Below are 20,677 nucleotides of genomic sequence, written 5' to 3' on the forward strand. Positions count from 1 at the left end.
GGAAGTGCTTCTCAGCAGAGACTAAGTAAGATGTCGCAAGGTCCTGCTGCGGCAGGTTCGTGATCGGAGCGTGCCGCACGCGTTGAACCCCGACGACGCGGTCCACGAAAGCCTGCCGGGGGAAGAGGAACTGTCAGTTGAGTCGTTCGACGCCGAACAAGGGCGCCCAGCAGGGTGACGGCGACGACCCCGACGCTCGCCGTACCGGCGACGACCGTGGGTCGGGCTTCGCCGCGTCCGGCGAGAACCCACCCGCCGATCGGCTCCGCGAGCCCCGCTCCGCGGATCGGTTCGTCCGGGGGCGCAATCGGCTGACCGTGCGGCAGCTGATGGAACAGATGAATGCCGACGATGCGTCGGCCGGAGCATCCGACGACACCCCGACCCAGGCCATCCCGCCGACCCGCCCGAGACTCCGACGACCACGGTCGAGCCCGCCTGCTGCGCCTGCTCCTCCGCGCGCGGATCCGCCGACCGAGTCGATTCCCCCGGTGTCAGTTCCCCCGGTCGCGCACTACGCACCGGCCGACGTCACCCAGAAGCTTCCCCCGGTCACCGACGCACAGACCGGCGTGGATCTCTCCGATCAGGCAACCGCGCGCCGCGCCAGCGAGGAGTCGCGCGCACAGGGCTCCCACGCCGCACCGGTCGCACCCGAGGAGTTCGAACCCGTCACACGGGTCGCGCCGGCCGGCGACACCGAGGACGCACCCACCCCCGACGCCGCCGACACCGATACTCCTGCCGCCACCCCCGAGACCGTGCGCGCAGCCTCCGCCGAGGCCACCGAACCGACCGGACCCCCGCTGCAGCGCACACCGGATCTGGCGGCGATGGCGCGCTCGCGTCCCCGTCGGGTGCGGGCTCGCACGCGCAAGCAGGTGATGCGACGCAACGCCACGGTGACCGGTCGCATCCTGGTCGCGGTGGCCTGCGTGATGGCGCTGGTCGGCACCGGCTTTGTCTGGGGTTATCTGAACTCCAAGAACGGCGCCTGGCGCAACATCATGGCCGTGAACCCCGACGACACCAACATCCGCAACAAGAACGCCCAGTACGGCGACGAGAACTACCTCATCGTCGGCACCGATACCCGTAGCGGGCAGAACGGCGACGTCGGCGCGGGTACCACCGCCGACGTGGAGGGCGCCCGCTCCGACACCGTCATCCTCGTCAACATCCCCGCCGACCGCAGCCGGGTCGTTGCCGTGTCCTTCCCGCGTGATCTGCAGGTCGACCGGCCCGAATGCGAGCAGTGGGACAACGACAAGGGCTCCTACGGCGCGCCGCTGGGCGCCGAGACGCAGGTGAAACTCAACAGCGTCTACGCCGACGGTGGTCCGCAGTGCCTGGTGCGGGTCATCACCGAGATGAGCGGTCTGAACATCAACCACTTCATCGCGATGGACTTCGAGGGCTTCGAGAAGGTCGTCAACGCGGTCGGCGGTGTGGAGGTCTGTTCGACCCAACCGATCTACGACTACGAACTCGGTCAGATCCTGCGCAAACCGGGCAAGCAGAAGCTGACCGGCCGTCGTGCCCTGAACTATGTCCGCGCCCGCATGGTCTCCACCGAGGGCAACGGCGACTACGGCCGCATCAAACGGCAGCAGCTGTTCATGTCGTCGCTGCTGCGGTCGAGTCTGTCGAGCAACGTCCTGACCAATCCGGCGAAGCTGAACTCGATCGTCAACACCTTCATCAACTACAGCTTCGTCGACAACGTCAACACCGACTCCTTGTTGAAGCTCGCCGAATCGATGCAGGGCATCGAGGCCGGCCGGGTCACCTTCATCACCCTGCCCACCAGCGGCACCGCCACCGACGGCAGCAACAACGAGTTGCCCAACACCGACGCGATCAACGCGATCTTCAACGCCATCATCGATGATCAGGCGCTGCCCGGCGAGCAGGCCGAGAAGACCGGCACCAGTTCGAGTGCCCGACCGTCGACGACCACGCCGGCTGCTCCGACCAAGGTGGCGGCGACCGCCCAGAACCCCGGCAACGTCTCGCTGCGCGTCCTCAACGGCAGTGGGCGCAGCGGTGTCGCCAGCGAGGTCTCCGACCAGATGTCGGCGCAGGGATTCGACGTCCAGGGCGTCGCCGACGCGTCGGAGAACCGCACCGACACCGTCATCCGGTACGGCACCGGTTCGGAGGACTCGGCGGCCACGGTGGCCGAGATGTTCCCGGGCGCCTCGATCCAACTCGACCGCACGGTGCGCGACGGAGTGGAGGTCATCCTGGGGTCGGCCTTCGACGGGTCGGTGGGGACGGCCCCCGCGGTCGGCACGACGCTCTCGGCGTCGTCGTTGCCGCCGGCCGCCAACACCTCGAATCTGCCCAACGACCTGGCCATCACCAACGCCGGTGACACCACCTGTTCGTGACCTGCACCACGCCGTTCGGCGGGTATGACGGCCCTCGTCGAACCGCCGATCACCGTTCACGGTGTGTTCACCCGGCGGGTGACGGTGAGCGCTCGACACAGGCAGTAGCCTTGATACATGCGGACCGCCTACCAGGAACAACTCCACTCACTCAACAGCATCCTGGGTGAGATGTGCGACCTCGCGGGCTCGGCGATGGAGCGCGCGACCCGCTCGCTGCTCCAAGCCGATCTCGCGATCGCCGAAGAGGTCATCAGTGAGAACGACCGGATGAACGAACTCGCCACCCGCGCCGAGGAGCAGGCCTTCGGGCTGCTGGCCCTGCAGGCCCCGGTGGCCGGTGATCTGCGCGGCATCGTCAGCGCGCTGCAGATCGTCGCCGACGCCGACCGCATGGGTGCGCTTGCCCTGCACGTCGCCAAGGTCGCACGCCGTCGGCACCCCGCCAAGGCGCTGCCCGAGGAGGTCGCAGGCTACTTCGCGGAGATGGGCCGGCTGGCCGTGCATCTCGCGCGCAACGCCCGCGAGGCCCTCGATTCGCAGGACCCGCAGGCCGCCGTCCGTCTCGAGGAGGACGACGACGCCATGGACGACCTGCACCGTCACCTGTTCACCGTGCTGATGGACCGGGAATGGCAGCACGGGGTGGCCTCCGCGGTCGACATCACCCTGCTCGGCCGCTACTACGAGCGTTTCGCCGATCACGCCGTCATGATCGGCCGCCGAGTGGTGTTCCAGGCGACCGGCAAGACCCTCGCCGACCTCGACGTCTAGCCTGACCGACCCGCGTGCGTGGTGCAGTTCGCTCCTGTGCGCTGCACCACGTTTCGTGTCTGCGTGTGATACCCGATCCGAGGTCACCGATCGGTGTGCATCGGGGCCCGGCGACCGGCTAGCGTTGCTCGTCATGAGCCTGCACTCTCCCGCCGACCAGGATGTCAACGCCGCCGGGGATCAGGGCGACGTCGGTGCCGGGGTGTGTGCCCGGCAGCTGCTCACCTACGCCGGGGTGATCGCGTCGCTGCTGGTGCTGCTGGTACTGCTCTACCTCAACATGTGACAAGACATGACCTGTGACAAGAGCGCGACATACGACAAGTCCCCGGCCGCCGATGGCTTCGTGACACTGCCAGGCGATCCGGGGACTTCGGTCGTTGCGTGCTCCCGGCGTCAGCCGAAGCGTCCCGAGATGTAGTCCTCGGTCTCCCGCTTGGTCGGGTTGGAGAAGATCGTCTCGGTGTCGTTGATCTCGACGAGCTGGCCGGGCTGACCGACCCCTTCGAGGTTGAAGAACGCCGTCTGATCGCTCACCCGCGCGGCCTGCTGCATGTTGTGGGTGACGATGACGATCGTGTAGTCCTTCTTGAGCTCCCCCATCAGGTCCTCGATGGCCAGCGTCGAGATGGGGTCGAGCGCCGAGCATGGCTCGTCCATCAGCAACACATCCGGGGAGACCGCGATCGCGCGGGCGATGCACAGACGCTGCTGCTGACCGCCCGAGAGCCCGCCACCGGGCTTGTCGAGCCGGTCCTTGACCTCTTCCCACAGGTTCGCGCCGCGCAGGCTGCGTTCGCACACCTCGTTGAGCTGCGACTTGCCCCGCACACCCTGCAGTTTGAGCCCGGCGACCACGTTGTCGCGGATCGACATCGTCGGGAACGGGTTGGGGCGCTGGAACACCATGCCGATGGTCGTGCGGACGCTGGTGGGGTTCACGCCCTTGCCGTAGATGTCCTCACCGTCGAGCAGCACGCTGCCCACCGCGTAGGCGCCCGGGATCTCCTCGTGCATCCGGTTGAGCGTGCGTAGCACGGTCGACTTGCCGCAGCCCGACGGGCCGATGAACGCGGTGATGCTGCGCGGCGGGACCGAGAGCGTCACGTCCTTCACGGCGTGGAACTTGCCGTAGTAGATGTTCAGGTCTTTGATGTCGAGGCGCTTGGCCATGGAACTACTTTCTTTACGGCGATGGATGAGCCTGGCACACAGCCCCTTTCGACTGCGTGCGCGGCTCGGACTTACTTGGTCTTGGGGGCCAGCAGCTTCGAGAGCACGGCTGCGAACAGGTTGAGGACGGCGACGATGATGATCAGGGTGAGCGCGGCACCCCAGTAGTAGAACGACGACGCGGGCTGACTCGCCGCCCACATGTCCTTGATGAACAGCGGCAACGAGTTCATACCGCCCTCGAACGGGTTGGTCTTGACCATCGTGCTCGCCGGTCCGGCGAGGATCAGCACCGGCGCGGTCTCACCCATGATGCGGGCGATGGCCAGGAAGATGCCCGACAGCATGCCCGACAGCGCGGTCGGGATGACGATGCGCATGATGGTCTTCCACTTGGGGATGCCCAGCGCATAGGAGGCTTCGCGGAGCTCGTCGGGAACGAGTTTGAGCATCTCCTCGGTGGAGCGCACGACGATCGGGATCATCAGCAGGATCAGTGCGAGGCTCACCATGAAGCCGCTCTGCCCCATCGACAACCCGATGACGAAGACGGTGAAGATGAACAGCGTGGCCACGATCGACGGCACTCCGGCGAGGATGTCGACCATGAAGCTGACCGGTTTCACCAGCCGCGACGTCGGATACTCCACGAGCATGACCGCGGTCAGCACGGCGATCGGCACCGAGATGATCGCGGCGACGAGCGCCTGGATGATCGAACCGATGATGGCCGGCGCGACGCCCGCCCCGAACTGGGTGGTGGTGTCGATGCCATAGGCGTCGCCGAACCACCAGTTCGGGTCGGTGATGGCGCCGACGCCCTTGGAGATGACCGTCCACAGCAGCCACACCAGCGGAATGACACCGATGACGAAGCATCCGATGAAGATGCCCTTCGCCGAATTGTTGCGCAGTTTCCGGCTCAGCGAGACCTCGCGAAAGGCCGTGCCGGAGGCCTTGATCGGGCCGCCCCCGGGTGTCTTGTCCATCGTGACGGTCATCCGTTCACCTTTCCACCGGCGACCGAACGGGCGATCGCATTGACCACGAATGTGAGGATGAACAGCACCAGACCTGCTGCGATGTACGCACTCTGGGTGTCGCGGCTGCCGACGAACTCGCCGACGTCGCGGGCGATCTTGGAGGCGAAGGTGTCACCGCCCTCGAACAGCGACCACTTGAGACGGCCGACGGCCGAACTCAGGATGATCATCACCGCGATGGTCTCGCCGAGTGCGCGTCCGAGGGCGAGCATCGACGCGGCGATCATGCCGGAGCGTCCGTAGGGGAAGGAGGTCATCCGGATGACCTCCCACTTGGTGGCGCCGAGCGCGAGCGCGGCCTCCTTCTGACCGCTCGGCGTCTGGCGCAGCACCTCGCGGGTGATGGAGGTGATGATCGGCAGCATCATGATCGCGAGCACGATGCCCGCGGTGAAGACGGTGCCACCGCCGGCGACCGACGTGCTGCCCGAGGAGAACAGGAAGAACCAGCCCAGCGAGCTGTTCAACCATTCCGCGAACGGCGCGATGAACGGCGCGAGGATGTAGATGCCCCAGAGGCCGAAGATGATCGAGGGCACCGCGGCGAGCAGGTCGATGACCGCACCGAGCGGCCGGGAGATCTGCCGCGGTGCGTATTCGACGAGGAAGACCGCGATGCCGATGGCGATCGGCGTCGCCAGCGCCAGGGCGAACACCGACGACAATGCGGTGGCCCGGAACAACTCCCACACACCGAAGCGCACGGAGTTGCCGTCGAAGTTCGACTGGCTGACCTGCCACTCCGAGGAGAACAGGAAGTTCGCGTTGTTCGCCGCGATCGCCGGTACGGCATCGACGATCAGTGAGATACCGATACCGGCGATCAGGGCGATGACGAAGAACCCGGTACCCCGGGCGAGATAGGAGAAGACGCGGTCACCGGTGGCACCTCGGTGGCTACGCAGGCCCGGGTGGAGTTGCTCGTCGAGTTCTCGCTCTTCTTCGGGCGGTAACTGGGTGGGCGTTTCGGGCGGCTGCGCGCCGGGGTCGTACGGATTATCCGTATGACCCCGGCCCGTACCGGTGGTGTCATCCACTGACATAACTCTTATCGCCTAGGGTTCGGGTACTTCGAGGTGTTTCGTTGACGTTCGCGCCGGTTACTGAATGGCGTTGATCGAGGCCTGCAGCTTCTGCTGGAAGTCACTCGGGAGTGGGATGTAACCCGCGTTGATCAGTTCCTGCCCTTGATTCTGCGGCGCCGAGGCGACCGAGAGGAAGGACTTGACGCCCTGCCCGACCGCGGTGTCGGAGTACTTCGAGCAGACAATCGAATATGTTGCCAGAACGATCGGGTAGGCACCGGCCGTGGTGGGCTTGTAGAACGACGAGGTGTCGATCACCATGTTGTGGTTGTCCGGGCCGTTCTTCAAGGTGGCCGACTCGATGGTCTTGCCGCCCGACTCCGCCGTCAACGCCACACCGCTGCGATCCTGATCGGTGATGATCTTGGCCATCGACAGGTTGTTGGACTGCGCGTAGGCCCACTCGACGTAGGCGATCGAGCCCGGGGTCGGCTTCACGGCCGAACCCACACCGGGGTTGCCCTGCTTGCCCTCGCCGACACCACCGTTGAAGGTCTTGCCGTCACCCTTGGTCCAGCCACCGGCGGCGGTCAGGTACTTCTGGAAGTTGTCGGTCGTACCCGACTGATCGGCGCGGTAGATGACGCTGATCGGGGTCGCCGGCAGGGTCTTGCCCGGGTTGTCGGCGGTGATCACCGGATCGTTCCAGGTCTTGACCTCGCCACTGAAGATCTTGGCCAGCGTCGGGCCGGACAGTGCGAGGTCGCTGACCCCGTCGACGTTGTAGGCGACCGCGATCGGACCGAAGACCAACGGCAGCTGCCAGGCCTCGGAGCCGGTGCAGCGCGCGGCGGCCTTGCTGATCTCGTCACCCTTGAGCGGGGAGTCGGAGCCACCGAAGTCGGTGAGGCCCTGGGTGAAGTCGGAGACACCCTGGCCCGAGCCACCGCCACCGTAGGCGAGCTCGAACCCCGGGCAGGTCTTGGCGAACGACGTGGAGAAGATCTTCATCGCGTTGGCCTGGGCGGTCGAGCCGCTGGCCTTGAGCGACTGCTTGCCCTCGCACTTGACATTGGCGACGGCCGACGCGGGTGCCGCGCTGGTGGTCCCCTTGTCCGCGTTACTGCTACACGCGCCGAGAATGAGGGCCGAGCTGGCCGCCATGGCGGCGACAACAGCACCTGTACGACTCAATTTCACTTCTGGTTCCTCCAGCATCAAAACACGGCAGTCCGGCCATGCGACCCTGCCCGGTCGAGCTGACTTTATGGGGCAGTGATGGACGGTCCCCCGACGAAAGGTGAACGGAAGATGAATTGGACGACTCGGACATGTCGATTCCGGCCACCTTGCGTTCCGACCGGATGCGCAGATCGGACAATCACCCCTCGGAGCTGGACCGATACGTCCCATTTCGGATCGCTGTGGCGCTCGACACGCCCACACTGCGTGCCACGTGCCACGCGTGGCCCGCGGCCCGCGGCCGCCACCCGGGTGAGCACGCGGTGAATGCCGGGTTGCCGTCCGGTGCGCACCAGCGCAAAGCCCATCCCGGCGCACTCAATTTAGGTAAGGCTTGGTAAAGTTGTCACGATTCTCATGGCGACGCAGCGAACCCCCGATCCCGCACTCCCGACATCTCGGGTCGCGATGCCACGCGGGCCCGTCCGTCGAGGGACCATCACCCAGGGATCCATTCGCACTGCGGCCCTCGACCGCCACCACAGCCGCCGGCGCTCGGCGTTGGTCGTGGGACCCGTCGAGGTCCCGTCCGTGGCTCAGGTTCGCGAGCGAGTGCGTGCGATGGCCGCGGCCGGCCCGTTCACGCGGGTGGGCCTGCACCCCTCTCCGACACGTGCACGCTGGACCCACGATCCCCGCGCCGGTGGTTGCGAGGTGCGAGCGAGCGGCGGCGACGACGAGCCGCTGCGCCTGCTCGACGAGGTCCGCAGCAGCTCGGATCGGCCCCTGCGCGTCGTCCTGGGCCACGAGTACATCGCCATCGACTTCGATCACGGTCTCGGGGACGCCACCCTGCTCAACGTCGTCGTCTCGGTGATCCTCGGGTCCACCGATCCACACGATCGCCGGACGTGGCGCCGATTCGGCCACCGCACACCGCCGCTGGCGCTGGCCTCGGCCGCGGTCTGCGCCGACCCACGCCGCGTGGTCGCGCTGGCGCGGCTGCTACGTCGGGCGCCGACCGAGCCCGGAGGAGTCCGGACCACCGGCGAAGCGGCGTCGGTACCCGGTCCTTCCGGCACCGTCGGCGGTGTCGACGCCGCAACCGGCCGCCGTCCACGCGCCACCCTCGCCCACGTCCCCGCGGCCACGGTCGCCGAGGTCCGCGCCGCCCGGGACCGTGACTGTCCCGGGGTGGGGATGTACGCACTGACCACCGTCGCGCTCGTCGATGCGCTCACCGAGGCCGGTGTCGATCTACATCCGACGATCACCGCCCCCTTCGACGCCCGCGTGTACCTCCCCCGCGCACGGAACACGCTCGCGAATTTCTCTGCCGGACTGGCATTTGCGGTTCCGCCCGGCAGCGATCCGGTCGAGCTCCAGCGCGCCCTGACGGCGTCGGCACGGATGGGGCGGCCCATCGCCAACCTGGCGATCACCTCGGTCAAGACGCTCGCGTCCTCCCGGCGCACAGCCGACCCACCGCCCGCGGTACTCACCGATGTGCCGGTGCCGCTGCTGCATTCGAGTGTGGGTACCGTGCCGGGCCGCGATCACCGCTGGACGTGGCTGGCCGACGAGCGGGCGCGGGTGTTCTCGGTCGCCGATCCCCCGACGCCGCAGGGCCTCACCGTGACGACCGCACTCGTCGGAGGCGGGATGTCGGTGGCCGCAGCCTATTTCGACGGCGCGGTGCCCTCGGCCGCGGTCGCCGACGCACTCGCCGCCCTGCCCGATCGTCTCCGTGCCCTGGTCGCGCTCACCTGAGCGCGTGCCGGCCGGGCACCCACACCCCAGGAGTCCCCTCATGCCCAGGAGTCCCCTCATGCGTTGTCAGGTCGCGATCATCGGCGCCGGCCCGGCGGGTTTGTCGCTGGCGATGATGTTGCATCGTCAGGGTATCGACGCCGTCGTCCTCGAGGCGCGCGACGAGGCGCACGTGCGTGCCCGGGTTCGCGCCGGGGTGATCGAACAGACCACCGTCGACACCCTGACCGAACTCGGCGTCGCCGACCGGCTGCACGCGCAAGCGCTGCGCCACAACGGTTTCTACCTCCGGTTCGATCGCCACACCCACCACCTCGACTTCCACCGGCTGACCGGGCGCAACGCATTCGTCTACGGGCAGGCCGAGATCGTCGCCGACCTCATCGACGCGCGCACGGCGGCCGGGTTGCCGCTGGTGTTCGACGCCGCCGACGTCGAGATCGGCCCGACGGACGGACCCACCACCGAGGTCACCTACACCGTCGAGGGCCGCACCCATCGCCTCACCGCCGACTTCGTCGCCGGCTGCGACGGCTTCCACGGGGTCGGCCGAACCCGGCTGCCGTCCTCGGTACGCACCATCGAACGCGTGTATCCCTTTGCGTGGCTGGGCATCCTGGCTCGCACGACTCCGGTGACCGAGGAGGGCATGTACTGCGCCCACCCCGACGGGTTGTCGGTCCACAGCATGCGCGGCACACACATCACGCGCCAGTACCTCCAGGTGCCGGCCGACACCGATCTCGCCGACTGGCCCGACGAACGCATCTGGGCCGAATTACGCAGGCGCAGTGCCTCCGACGATCATCCGGAACTGCAGACCGGAGAGATCTTCGACCGCAGCCTCGCCCCGCTGCGCAGCGTGGTCACCGAACGCATGCAGCATGGTTCACTGTTCCTGCTCGGCGACGCCGCCCACATCGTGCCACCCACCGGCGCCAAGGGGCTCAACCTCGCGGTGTCGGACGCGAGCGTGCTGTCCCATGCCCTCGGCGTCTTCTACCGCGACGGCGACCGCACGCTCCTCGAGAACTACACCGACACCGCGCTGCCGCGGATCTGGCAGGCGCAGAACTTCTCCTGGACGCTGACCTCGGTGCTGCACCGCTTCACCGACGACCCGTTCGACTGGGGGCTGCGGCGCGCGAAGCTGAATCGGTGGGTCGCCTCCCGCGCCGAGCAGGAGGCGCTCGGCGAGGTCTACCTCGGGTTGCCGTTTCCCACCCCGTGGCGCCCGGAGTGAGAGCGGTCGCGCACGGAACCGAGTGGCAGCGAGGGTAACTCGTCGATGTCGAGGCGCAGGACCCGGCGGCACACGTCGAGCGCCGCACGGTGATCGAGGTCGGATTCGGTGCGCGTTCCCCGCGCGTCGGTGACGATCAGCCGATAGTCATCGGCGCCGCCGGTGATGCTCACGCGGCCGCCGTCGACGGGCAGGGTGGCGATGAGCGAGCCGGTGAATCGGGACCGCGGCGAGGTGCTGTGCCACCACGCCATCGCCTCGAACTCGGCGAGTTCCCGCGTGCACGGCTCCAGAAGGTAGGCCGCCGAATCGAATTCGATCCGACGCTCGGCGACCGAGTCGAGGTCGATGGGCCGGCAGACCATCTCACCACCGAATCCGACGTCGACGAGCCACTGCTCTGCGCCGACCTGCGCCAGCACGGCCATGTGCCCGAGCGGCGGGCCGAGGCCGGCCGCGTTCTCCACCTTCGCGCCGACGGCGTGTGCGTCGATGCCCAGTGCGCGCAACGCGAGCAGCAACAGTCCGTTGAGTTCGTAGCAGATCCCGCCCCGACGGCCGTCGACGAGCCTGTCGACGATGACGCGCGGGTCCACCTCGACGGGTGTCCCGAGATGAATACCCAGATTCTCGAACGGGATTCGTCGATGTTGCGCGGTGGCGATCGCGACGACGAGGTCCGCCGGGTCGGCGGCAACCTCGGTCACGCCGATCCTCGACAGATACGCGGCCGGCCGAAGCGGCGCCCCCGCGCTGATCGGCGAGGTGTCGGTTGCGTCCACGAAAACAGGATAGGCTAACCTCATCTTCCATGGCGCCCGAGGTCTTCTGGTACATCAATCCGACCGACGGTGACGTCCCGTGGGAACCGTCGCTGCGGACCGAACCCACCTTCGAGGTGATCCGGCATCAGGCCCGCACCCTCGACCGGCTCGGCTACGGCGGGGCACTGACCACCGCGCGCGAACCGATCGCGCTCGTCCCCGAGACCGAGAATCTGCGCTTTCTGATCCCGGTGTACCCGGGCGTGAAGCCACCGGCGATGCTCGCCGAGGAGGCGCAGGTCTTCGACCAGTACTCGGGCGGGCGCCTGATCTTCAATCAGGTCAACGGTGCCGACGCCGTCCTCGCCCGGTACGGCCAGTACGCCTCGAAGGCGCAGCGGTACCGGCTCTCGGCCGAATACTGGACCCAGGTCAAACGTCTCTACGCCGACGCCACCGACGCCTACGACGGCGAATTCTTCTCCTACGGACCGCGATACAAGCCCGCGATCCCCGGCCCCCGACAGCCCGGCGGCATCGAGGTCTGGGGAACCGGCGCATCACCGGAGGGCATTGCCCACGCGGCCGAGGTCCTCGACGTGTATCTGTCGTTCATGTCGGCACCTGCGGATCTGTCGACACTGTTCACCCGGGTCCGTGACGCCGCCGCAGGCCGCGGCCGGTCGCTGCGCTTCGGCGTGCTCGCCAGCGTCATCGTGCGCGAGACCGACGAGCAGGCGTGGGAGCGGTTCTCCGATCAGCTGTCCCGCACACGCCCGGAGACGGTGCTCGCGACGGCCGACCGCAACCTGCGCAGCTTCGGCTTCCCCGGGCTCGACGAGATCACCAGTCCCGACCCGCAGGTGCAGGGCCGTATCGACGCCCTGCGTGCCGGGCGCATCCCCGGGCGCGACCTACTCGAGTTCGCCCCGAGCATGGCCGCCGGGCTGACCACCTGGACCGCCGCCGAACCTCCCTTCGACATCGCCGGCAAGGGCACCGGAACGTACTTCGTCGGCAGCGCCGAGAACGTGGCCCGCGCGATGAACACCGTTGCCGCACAGGCCGGTATCGACATCTGGATTCTGTCGGGCTGGCCGCTGGCCGCGGAGGCCGAGATCGCCGCCGATCTCCTGCTGCCGCTGCTCGGTGCGCCCGCCACCCCCGCGGTGGCCTGACGGCCCGCTATCGGCGCAGACGCACCGTGGCCACCACGCCGCGGTGATCGGATCCCGGTAGGTCCACCGTACGCAGCGACGTCGGTACCGGCCCGCCGCGGGTCATGACGTGATCGATCCCCAGCATCGGTGGTATCCGACGGTTCGCGGGGTACGTGGCGGCGGCGGCCGCGCCGGTGAGTTCGGCGGCGTCGAGCAGGCCCGGTGATCCGTCGGGACCGTGGCCGCGCAACAACTCTCGGAACTGCCGATGATCCCAGGTGGAGTTCATGTCGGCGCCGACGATCGTCGGGAGTGTCTCCGCGCGCAAGATCGAGGAAAGTCGGGAGAGTTCGGACTGCCAGCGCCAGGCCGGCTCCGGCCACGGCGGCAACGGATGCAGTGCGTAGACGGCGTGGCGGCCGTGGCCGTCGATGTCGGCCACCGCGCGCACGTTCCCCAGGCGGAAATGCTCCAGCACCATACCCTCGACGAGGGGGAACCGGGAGAAGATGCCGATCCCCCGGCCGTCGGGCAGGGCGTGGGTGAACGAATACCCCAGCGTCGCAGCCAGAGTCGAGGTGCGTAGGCGCGTCAGCGCCGCGTCGGTGAGTTCGACGACGGTCAGAATGTCGACCTTCTCGGCACGCACCGTGGCGGCCAGCGCGTCGGTGTCGGCGGTGCCGAGGTAGATGTTGGCCTGCATGACCACGAGATCATCGGCCCGCGCCGACGCCGAGCCGACGTAGAGCGGTACCTGGGTCGCCACGCCGGCCGCCACCACGACGGTCGCGAGCACCGCACCGAGCCGGCGCCGTGCGGCGAGCAGCGCGGCCAACCCGACGATCGAGGCCAACACCAGCAATGGCGTGAACGCGGCGATCCGGCTGGCCGTCGAGCTGGTCAGCGGCGAATGATGGGCGGCCACCCCGGCGGCGCCCGCACCGACCAGCACCACGCCGACAATCGTTGTCACCCAACGGATCACACTCCACCGGATCACACCCCGCCGAATCACACCGAAGCGGGTCACCCGGGTAGAGCTCGAACGACGACCACCTGTTGCCGGGGCCGGCTCACCCATAGGCGACGTCGATGGCGTAGCGGGTAAAGCCCAATCGCTCATAGGTGTGCAGCGCCGCGGTGTTGTCACCCTCCACGTACAGCAGCACCTCGTCGACACCCCGCTCGGCAAAGTAGTGCAGACCCGCCAGCGTCAGCAGCCGCCCGAGACCGCGACCCTGCGCGGCCGGATCGACACCGACGACGTAGACTTCGCCGAGCCCCGGCCCCTGCGTCTTGGTCCAGTGAAAACCCAAGAGCGGTCGGCGATCTGATTCGCCGGCACCGGCCGCGGCGTCGAACGCCAGGAACAACCCGGCCGGGTCGAACCAGTCCGATGCCACGCGCTCGGTGATCTGCTCGGGGGCCCACCCACCCTGCTCGGGGTGCCAGGCGAAGGCGGCGTTGTTGACGCGAAGGATCTCCGCGTCATCCGAAGGCCCTGCGTAGGTGCGCAATTCGATGTCGGCGGGGACGTCGAGGGCGGGTAGGCCATCGGCTCCACCGGTTCGCCGCAACTGCAACAACTCTCGCCGACGCTGCAGCCCGAGCGATGCGGCCAACGCCTGCGCGGCCGGGAGATCGCCGTGCGCCCAGGCCCGCACGGCGTCCGAGGTGGGGGCGGCGCCGGCACGTTCGCGCGCCGCCGTGAAGGCGGTTTCGAGGAGTGCCCGGCCGTGCCCCCTGCGACGCTGTTCAGGATCGACGACGGCCTCGATCATCGCCGGCTCGTCGTCACGGCCGGCAACGATGTTGGCGTAGCCGGCCGCGCTGATGACGTGTCGAACGCCCACGCCGGCACCGTCGATGGCGAGGACGGCCTGTTCCGACAGTGGCGCCACCCCGTCGGCCGCGGTCGCTGCCGCGACGAGACGGTGTGCGTGGGCGGCCATCTCGGGCGTCAGGGACTCGATGACGTCAACCTCGGGGACCTCGACCTCAGGGGGCACTGAACTCCTCGTCGAAGGGATCGATCCGGGTGTCGCCGATGTCGCCGAGGTCCTCGCCGGGGAGTTCGTCTCCCGCGTCCGCGGTCTCGTCGTCGGCGGTCTCCGCCGAGGCGGAGCGGCCGCGCGTCGGGCGCACGGCCTTGTAGCCCACGTTACGGACCGTGCCGATCAGCGACTCGTGGTCGCTGCCGAGTTTCGCGCGCAGGCGCCGCACGTGGACGTCGACGGTGCGGGTGCCACCGAAGAAGTCGTATCCCCAGACCTCCTGCAGCAGCTGCGCCCGGGTGAAGACACGACCGGCGTTCTGCGCCAGATACTTCAGGAGCTCGAACTCCTTGTAGGTCAGATCCAGCGGGCGCCCGCGCAGGCGGGCGGTGTAGGTGCCCTCATCGATCACCAGCTCACCGAGAGTGACCTTTCCGGAGGCCTCCTCGGCGCTGACGCCGCGGGTGCGCACGACGAGCAGGCGCAGGCGGGCGTCGAGTTCCGCGGGGCCGGTTGCGGGCAGCAGGAACTCGTCGAGTCCCCAATCCGCATTCACCGCGACCAATCCACCCTCGGTGAGCACCGCGGCCACCGGCACCGCCGATCCCGTGCTGCCGAGCAGCCGGCACAGTCCGCGGGCCGCGGCCAGGTCGGTGCGGGCGTCGACGATCGCGACGTCGGCGTTACCCGCCTCCATCAGCGACGACACCTCCGTCGGCGCCACCCGCACGGTGTGCGCGAGCAGCGATAGGGACGGCAATACCGACTCCGGGTTGGGATCGGCGGTCAACAACAGGAGATCCACGTCCTTCTCCGATCTTCCTCGTCGCGCCTCGCGCACCTTACGTCCCGAGGCAGGGGGCCTCGGGGATGGTCGTACCCCGTCTCCCGGCCACCTCGACGTTGAGGCGATCCACCGATCGCGCCTGAAAGAGCATGTTTACTCTGCCTTACCAACATGTGCGCGACAGATGACAGAATAACCGCAATGTCACGCTCGGCTGTTAACAAGGCAGACTCGGAGGCCGTGACCTCGGACGCAGCGACCCCCGCACCCTCGCGACATCGGCTCCGACGCACGCTTCTGGTGGCGCTCGCGCTCGTCGTCGTCCTCGGTGCCGCCGCGGTGATCGTCGACACCGTCGCGGCAAGTCGCGTCGAACATCGCCTCTCGATGTCACTCGCGAGTGCGCCGGGTATCACCTACCGGCCCGAGGTGACGCTCGGCGGCTTCCCGTTCCTGACCCACGCCTCCTCGGGCGAGTTCACCGGCGCCACGATCACCGCCCGCGGGGTGCCGATCCCGCAGGGCTGCTCGTATCCGGCGGCCGGCCCCTGCTTCGCCGAACTCGGGGCGACACTCGGGGCGCTGCGGGTCCCCGACGGCTTCGACATCGGGCCCGCCGACACCCTGCACACCGACTCGATCGCCGCCTACTCACGGCTGGACTCGGTGAATCTGGGCCGCATGCTGGGCATCCTGGACCTCACCGTCAACACCCCCGCCGGCCCCGACCGTGTCGGCGGCGGCGGACCCCAATTCGGCAACCTCGAACGCACCTCGGGGATCGTGCTGACCGGATCGGTGGCCCTGCCGCCGACCTCGGCTCCGCCGACCGGTGCGACGCCGAGCCCGCAGCGCGCACCGTCGGCCTCGGAGTACCCGGGCCCACGGACCAGGGTCAGTGTCACCGTCGAGGTATCGGTGCGCGACGGCCGGCTGCACCTGCAGGCGACGGGCTTCTACACCGGCCCCGAAAAGCACGTCGACGCACCGGAACTCGTCGGCGCCGACCAGGCCGCCCGGCGCGCGGCCGTGCTCGGGCGTTTCACCGCAACACTGCCGCTGCTGCCCATGCCATGGGACCTGCCGGCGACCGGAGCACACAGCTCGGGCAGCGACATCCTGCTCACCGCCGGGTCCGGGCCACGCGACCTGCTGCCCGCGCGCTTCTGACCTCGACGATCGCAACCACGGCCGGGCCGGGGACACGCTTGTGGCGGACACCGCTCGCTGTTGTACCCTCGTGGACATGCAACAGCGCCGTGAGTTCATGCTCACCCGCCGCCGGGCGATCGACTTCTGTCGAGTCGCCGACTGTTGCTGTCGCATCACTATGTGATCGTCTCGCTCGCGCCGGCCCCGTCCCGCCCGAGTCGCACGGTCACTCGATGTCGGCCGGTCCAGGCGCGTTTCCCATGACGACGCCGTCCACCGAGATCCCGGGCTCTCCGCCGATCACGCCGTCATCATCCGCCGAAGTTCGTCGGCGTCCGACGCCGATCGCCTTCATCGCTGTTTCACGATCATCTCCACCACACCCGATACCCACATCTACGGGAGGAAACACCCATGGCACGTTCCGACGTCCTGGTCAGCGCCGATTGGGCTGAGCAGAACCTGCACACCGACAAGGTCGTGTTCGTCGAGGTCGACGAGGACACCAGCGCCTACGACGGCGGCCACATCGAGGGCGCGGTCAAGCTCGACTGGAAGACCGACCTGCAGGATCCGGTTCGTCGTGACTTCGTCGATCGCGAGCAGTTCTCCAAGCTGCTCTCCGAGCGCGGTATCGCCAACGACGACACCGTCGTGCTCTACGGCGGCAACAACAACTGGTTCGCGGCGTACGCCTACTGGTACTTCAAGCTCTACGGCCACCAGGACGTGAAGCTGCTCGACGGCGGCCGCAAGAAGTGGGAGCTCGACGGCCGTCCGCTGTCCACCGATGCCGTGAGCCGTCCGGCCACCGAGTACAAGGCCGCCGATCCGGACAACTCGATCCGCGCCTTCCGCGACGAGGTCGTCGACGCCATCGGCGCCAAGAACCTCGTCGACGTGCGCAGCCCCGACGAGTTCTCCGGCAAGATCCTCGCCCCTGCCCACCTGCCGCAGGAGCAGAGCCAGCGTCCGGGCCACATCCCCGGTGCCATCAACGTGCCGTGGAGCAAGGCCGCCAACGAGGACGGCACCTTCCGCAGCGACGACGAACTCGCCGAGCTCTACAAGGACGCCGGACTCGACGGTGAGAAGGAAACCATCGCCTACTGCCGCATCGGCGAGCGTTCCAGCCACACCTGGTTCGTTCTGCAGGAGCTGCTGGGCCACAAGAACGTCAAGAACTACGACGGCAGCTGGACCGAATACGGCTCGCTCGTCGGCGTTCCGGTTGAACTGGGAGAAGGTAAGTGATCATGTGTGCTGCACCCAAGCAGGGACAGAAGCTGCCCGCGGGCGTCGATGTCGAGAAGGAGACCGTCCTGACCGGACAGGTCACCGACAACTCCGGGAGCCCCGTCGCGGGTGCGTTCGTGCGGCTGCTCGACGAGACCGGTGAGTTCACCGCCGAGGTCGTCGCCAGCCCCACCGGCGACTTCCGCTTCTTCGCCGCGCCCGGCAAGTGGACGCTGCGTGCGCTGAGCTCGGTCGGCAACGGTGACGTCACCGTCAGCCCGGACGGACCCGGCGTGCACACGCACGACATCACCGTCAGCAAGTAGGTCCACGCGGACTCCCGACGGCCCGGTCACCCTCGCGGTGGCCGGGCCGTCGGCGTTCTCACCTGTTCTTCCTCGGGCCTTCCCAGGGCGGCCCGTGATTCATCTTTCACTCGGCCGGACCGACGACGTCCGCGCACACCCCGAGAGGTAAACTCCCACCCGTGGTCCTCTTCTTCGAAATCCTGCTGGGTCTGGCAACGCTGCTGATCATCTGGTTCACGCTGTACGTGATCTACCGCCTGGTCAACGACGAATCGTGACCCTGCCGTCCGACGGACAACCCGACCCCGACGGGGCCGATGCCCCACGTCGGTCGGGTGACGAGGCGATCAACCAGGCCGAGGTCCGTGCCGCCGAATCCGGCAGCCGCGAACGCAACACACCATCGTGGGACGATCTGCCGTTGCCCGCCGACACCGCCAATCTGCGGATCGGCGCCGACCTGCATCCGGGCCTGCTCGCCCTCCTGCCGATGGTCGGAGTCTGGCGCGGCGAGGGTGAGGGCCACGACCCGGTCAGCGGCAACGACTACCACTTCGCCCAGCAGATCGTGGCCAGCCACGACGGACAGAACTTCCTCAACTGGGAGGCCCGTTCGTGGGTGATCGACGAGGACGGGAACTTCGTCCGCCCCGATCTGCGTGAGGCCGGCTTCTGGCGGATCGGCGAGGACGACAGCATCGAACTCCTCCTCACCCACGCCGAGGGCTCCATCGAGCTGTACTACGGCCGCCCGCTCAACCAGACGTCGTGGAATCTGACCACCGACGTCGTCATCCGCTCCGAGTCGGGCAAGCACACCGGCGGCGCCAAGCGTCTCTACGGCATCGTGCCCGACGGCGATCTCGCCTACGTCGAGGAACGCGTCGACGCCGAGGGCGACCTCACCCCGCGCCTGTCGGCCAAGCTGCGGCGTCACGTCGGCTGAACTGCGTCGGCTGAACTGCTGCGTCGGCTGAACTGCTGCGTCGTCACACCGGCGGCGGTGCATAGACAGGCGCCGGCGCGGGCGCCTTGCCACCCCAGATGATTCCGCCGATTCCCAGCAGCACCACCACGACGCCGAGCACCACATTCAGGATCGCCGAGGGTCCGGCCGAGAACGTGTAGTGGGCGTCGACATACTGCGACGAGTCGTTGCCGAAGGTGCCGACCACTGCCGAGGGATCGACGACGGCGACCGTCGCCACACCCGCACCGATGACCCCGAACACCACGTTCACCGCGGCGAATCCGCGCCGGGCGACGTTGCACAGGATGAGGATCGACGACAGCAGCGTCGGGAACAAGATCAGGAGGGGCAGCAGAACTCCCGGGAAGACGACCGCATGCGATCCGCCCATCAGCGGCAGTCCCTCACCCTGCGAGGTCCAGTGAGCCCATCCGTTGAACGTCGAGTCGCCGCCGTCGTTTGCGGTCACCGTCGCGAAGGTGAGAAACCCGAAAACACCGATCAGCAACCACGCGAGCATCGTGCACGCAGCGAACGTCCGCGTCAGCGCGACGTGGCGCAGCGGCGGCTTCGGCGGTGGTGTGAACGGTGCTGCCCCATACGCACCGGGATACGCACCGGGCACCCCGTAGCCGCCCGGGTACTGGCCGCCACCCCACTGCCGGGTCTGTGGGTACTGCGGCTGCTGCGGGTACGGATTCGAATAAGGGCTCCCCGGTTCATTCACCGCGCATACGCTACCGCCAATCCCCCCATGTCACCCGGAAGGTCGATCAGTATGACGATTTGCCCGGTTTCCGCCGGAAACGTCATACACACGAACGTCATACGCATCAGGCGCCATACACTTCAGGGGCGCACATGGATGACGTCGACGACGACCGGCCGCCCGGAATCCCGCGCCGCATGCACATAGTGGATGCCGGGGCCCGGTGGGATCGGGATCGATTCCCCGGGGAGCGCGACGACGAGGTCGAAGGCCCCGCCGAGCCCGGTCATCAGCACCGCGATCCGTCGCGGCCCCCGATTGTGGACCACGGCCATCCCCGCGACACTCTCGCAGCACACCCCGGCGTCCGTGGCGTCGTGAAAGCCTGTGGCGCTGTGCGGTTCGGCGGCGCTGCGGGACGCCCCACCCGACTGACCGGGCCCGGCCGACGGTGCCGGCGAGTACGGCGTCCAGAACTCGTCCGCACCCGGCATCCGCAGCCAGTCGACCTCGTCGGGCCGTGGTGGGTGGATGAGGAAGGCGGGCTCGCCGTCGTCGACGATCTGACCGACGATGACCGGCCGCCCGCCGCGGCGTTCGGCCTGCAGGACGTGGAACTCGTTGTCCGGCAACGTCGCCGATGAACCTGCGCTCAGTGGCGTGAGCCGGGCACCCGACATCGCGGTGAAGCCGGGAATCGAGAGTACGGCGAGATCGGTGCGGCCGCGGTTGTGCAGGGTCAGACGCGAGTCCACGGAATCGGCAGTCAACGTGTACGTGAGCCCGCCGGCGTACCCCGCGATCCAGGTACCCGCGCCGTCGTCGTTCCAGTCGCGATCGCCCGGGGTGAGAAAGCGCGACAACCCGCCGGTGGGTACCGAGAACTCCCGCGTCGATGCGGTCGCAATGCCGACGGTTGCCGATGAGGCAGTTGCTGACGAATCCAGGATCCCGGTGTTCATGACGTCTCCCGCGTTGGTGAGCTGATCTGTGT

20 protein-coding genes are annotated in these 20,677 nt (G+C 68.1%); 10 read left to right on the plus strand and 10 right to left on the minus strand.

Features of this window, described 5'->3' with window-relative positions:
• Positions 1-137 precede the first annotated feature (137 nt).
• From AC5ZH6_RS21660 to AC5ZH6_RS21670, 3 genes are all read left to right on the plus strand, one after another.
• Positions 138-2,393 carry an LCP family protein gene (locus AC5ZH6_RS21660; RefSeq protein WP_020170184.1) on the plus strand — a complete coding sequence of 752 codons (2,256 nt, stop codon included), beginning with the start codon at positions 138-140 and terminating at the stop codon, positions 2,391-2,393.
• A 117-nt stretch (positions 2,394-2,510) separates the two neighbouring features.
• Positions 2,511-3,167, plus strand: coding sequence for a phosphate signaling complex protein PhoU (gene phoU / locus AC5ZH6_RS21665; RefSeq protein WP_006368153.1), 657 nt, complete (start codon positions 2,511-2,513; stop codon positions 3,165-3,167).
• Between the two features lie 133 nt (positions 3,168-3,300).
• On the plus strand, positions 3,301-3,453 hold the full coding sequence (locus tag AC5ZH6_RS21670; RefSeq protein WP_006368152.1) for a hypothetical protein: 153 nt from the start codon (positions 3,301-3,303) through the stop codon (positions 3,451-3,453).
• A 110-nt stretch (positions 3,454-3,563) separates the two neighbouring features.
• Here the strand turns inward: AC5ZH6_RS21670 and pstB are convergent, their stop codons facing one another.
• The 4 genes from pstB to pstS all read right to left on the minus strand — a co-directional run bounded on the left by pstB (position 3,564) and on the right by pstS (position 7,608).
• A complete protein-coding gene (gene pstB, locus AC5ZH6_RS21675) occupies positions 3,564-4,340 on the minus strand; it encodes a phosphate ABC transporter ATP-binding protein PstB (RefSeq protein WP_014361332.1) in 777 nt (258 codons plus the stop codon).
• A gap of 71 nt (positions 4,341-4,411) precedes the next feature.
• On the minus strand, positions 4,412-5,341 hold the full coding sequence (gene pstA, locus AC5ZH6_RS21680; protein ID WP_006368150.1) for a phosphate ABC transporter permease PstA: 930 nt from the start codon (positions 5,339-5,341) through the stop codon (positions 4,412-4,414).
• Positions 5,338-6,426, minus strand: a complete 1,089-nt coding sequence (gene pstC / locus AC5ZH6_RS21685; protein WP_006368149.1) for a phosphate ABC transporter permease subunit PstC — start codon at positions 6,424-6,426, stop codon at positions 5,338-5,340. The genes pstA and pstC overlap by 4 nt, the downstream gene beginning before the upstream one ends.
• A gap of 57 nt (positions 6,427-6,483) precedes the next feature.
• Positions 6,484-7,608: a phosphate ABC transporter substrate-binding protein PstS gene (gene pstS, locus AC5ZH6_RS21690; RefSeq protein ID WP_014361334.1), complete on the minus strand. Its 1,125-nt coding sequence runs from the start codon at positions 7,606-7,608 to the stop codon at positions 6,484-6,486.
• 573 nt (positions 7,609-8,181) lie between these two features.
• On the opposite strand from pstS, the gene AC5ZH6_RS21695 reads away from it, so the two are divergent.
• Complete coding sequence (locus tag AC5ZH6_RS21695; protein ID WP_238534756.1) at positions 8,182-9,360, plus strand: hypothetical protein; 1,179 nt, start codon at positions 8,182-8,184, stop codon at positions 9,358-9,360.
• A 58-nt stretch (positions 9,361-9,418) separates the two neighbouring features.
• The gene (locus AC5ZH6_RS21700; protein WP_014361336.1) at positions 9,419-10,603 is read left to right on the plus strand and encodes a 4-hydroxybenzoate 3-monooxygenase; all 1,185 of its coding nucleotides are present in this window, start codon (positions 9,419-9,421) and stop codon (positions 10,601-10,603) included.
• Here AC5ZH6_RS21700 and AC5ZH6_RS21705 read toward each other — a convergent pair.
• Positions 10,561-11,385, minus strand: coding sequence for an arylamine N-acetyltransferase family protein (locus tag AC5ZH6_RS21705; protein ID WP_014361337.1), 825 nt, complete (start codon positions 11,383-11,385; stop codon positions 10,561-10,563). The two genes, AC5ZH6_RS21700 and AC5ZH6_RS21705, sit on opposite strands and share 43 nt — an antisense overlap.
• 29 nt (positions 11,386-11,414) lie before the next feature.
• Here AC5ZH6_RS21705 and AC5ZH6_RS21710 point away from each other — a divergent pair, with 29 nt between their 5' ends.
• A complete protein-coding gene (locus AC5ZH6_RS21710; RefSeq protein WP_211543879.1) occupies positions 11,415-12,545 on the plus strand; it encodes an LLM class flavin-dependent oxidoreductase in 1,131 nt (376 codons plus the stop codon).
• 7 nt (positions 12,546-12,552) lie between these two features.
• Here AC5ZH6_RS21710 and AC5ZH6_RS21715 read toward each other — a convergent pair whose 3' ends face one another.
• From AC5ZH6_RS21715 to AC5ZH6_RS21725, 3 genes are all read right to left on the minus strand, one after another.
• On the minus strand, positions 12,553-13,500 hold the full coding sequence (locus tag AC5ZH6_RS21715; protein WP_249154910.1) for an endonuclease/exonuclease/phosphatase family protein: 948 nt from the start codon (positions 13,498-13,500) through the stop codon (positions 12,553-12,555).
• Between the two features lie 100 nt (positions 13,501-13,600).
• Complete coding sequence (gene mshD, locus AC5ZH6_RS21720; protein ID WP_014361340.1) at positions 13,601-14,536, minus strand: mycothiol synthase; 936 nt, start codon at positions 14,534-14,536, stop codon at positions 13,601-13,603.
• Complete coding sequence (locus tag AC5ZH6_RS21725; protein WP_014361341.1) at positions 14,526-15,326, minus strand: winged helix-turn-helix transcriptional regulator; 801 nt, start codon at positions 15,324-15,326, stop codon at positions 14,526-14,528. The genes mshD and AC5ZH6_RS21725 overlap by 11 nt, the downstream gene beginning before the upstream one ends.
• A 183-nt stretch (positions 15,327-15,509) precedes the next feature.
• Between AC5ZH6_RS21725 and AC5ZH6_RS21730 the strand changes: the two genes are divergently transcribed.
• From AC5ZH6_RS21730 to AC5ZH6_RS21745, 4 genes are all read left to right on the plus strand, one after another.
• Positions 15,510-16,478 (plus strand): LmeA family phospholipid-binding protein, encoded by a 969-nt coding sequence (locus AC5ZH6_RS21730; protein WP_026919889.1) that lies wholly within the window; start codon positions 15,510-15,512, stop codon positions 16,476-16,478.
• A 396-nt stretch (positions 16,479-16,874) separates the two neighbouring features.
• A complete protein-coding gene (locus AC5ZH6_RS21735; protein WP_006368138.1) occupies positions 16,875-17,714 on the plus strand; it encodes a sulfurtransferase in 840 nt (279 codons plus the stop codon).
• 2 nt (positions 17,715-17,716) lie between these two features.
• The gene (locus AC5ZH6_RS21740) at positions 17,717-18,022 is read left to right on the plus strand and encodes a DUF1416 domain-containing protein (protein ID WP_006368137.1); all 306 of its coding nucleotides are present in this window, start codon (positions 17,717-17,719) and stop codon (positions 18,020-18,022) included.
• A 256-nt stretch (positions 18,023-18,278) separates the two neighbouring features.
• Positions 18,279-18,950, plus strand: a complete 672-nt coding sequence (locus AC5ZH6_RS21745) for a heme-binding beta-barrel domain-containing protein (RefSeq protein ID WP_020170172.1) — start codon at positions 18,279-18,281, stop codon at positions 18,948-18,950.
• Between the two features lie 43 nt (positions 18,951-18,993).
• Here the strand turns inward: AC5ZH6_RS21745 and AC5ZH6_RS21750 are convergent, their stop codons facing one another.
• Both AC5ZH6_RS21750 and AC5ZH6_RS21755 read right to left on the minus strand, forming a co-directional pair.
• Positions 18,994-19,701, minus strand: coding sequence for a hypothetical protein (locus AC5ZH6_RS21750; protein ID WP_265076953.1), 708 nt, complete (start codon positions 19,699-19,701; stop codon positions 18,994-18,996).
• Between the two features lie 122 nt (positions 19,702-19,823).
• Positions 19,824-20,645 carry a hypothetical protein gene (locus tag AC5ZH6_RS21755; protein WP_249154908.1) on the minus strand — a complete coding sequence of 274 codons (822 nt, stop codon included), beginning with the start codon at positions 20,643-20,645 and terminating at the stop codon, positions 19,824-19,826.
• Positions 20,646-20,677: the final 32 nt, after the last annotated feature.

This window comes from Gordonia sp. YC-XJ4 (assembly GCF_059511865.1).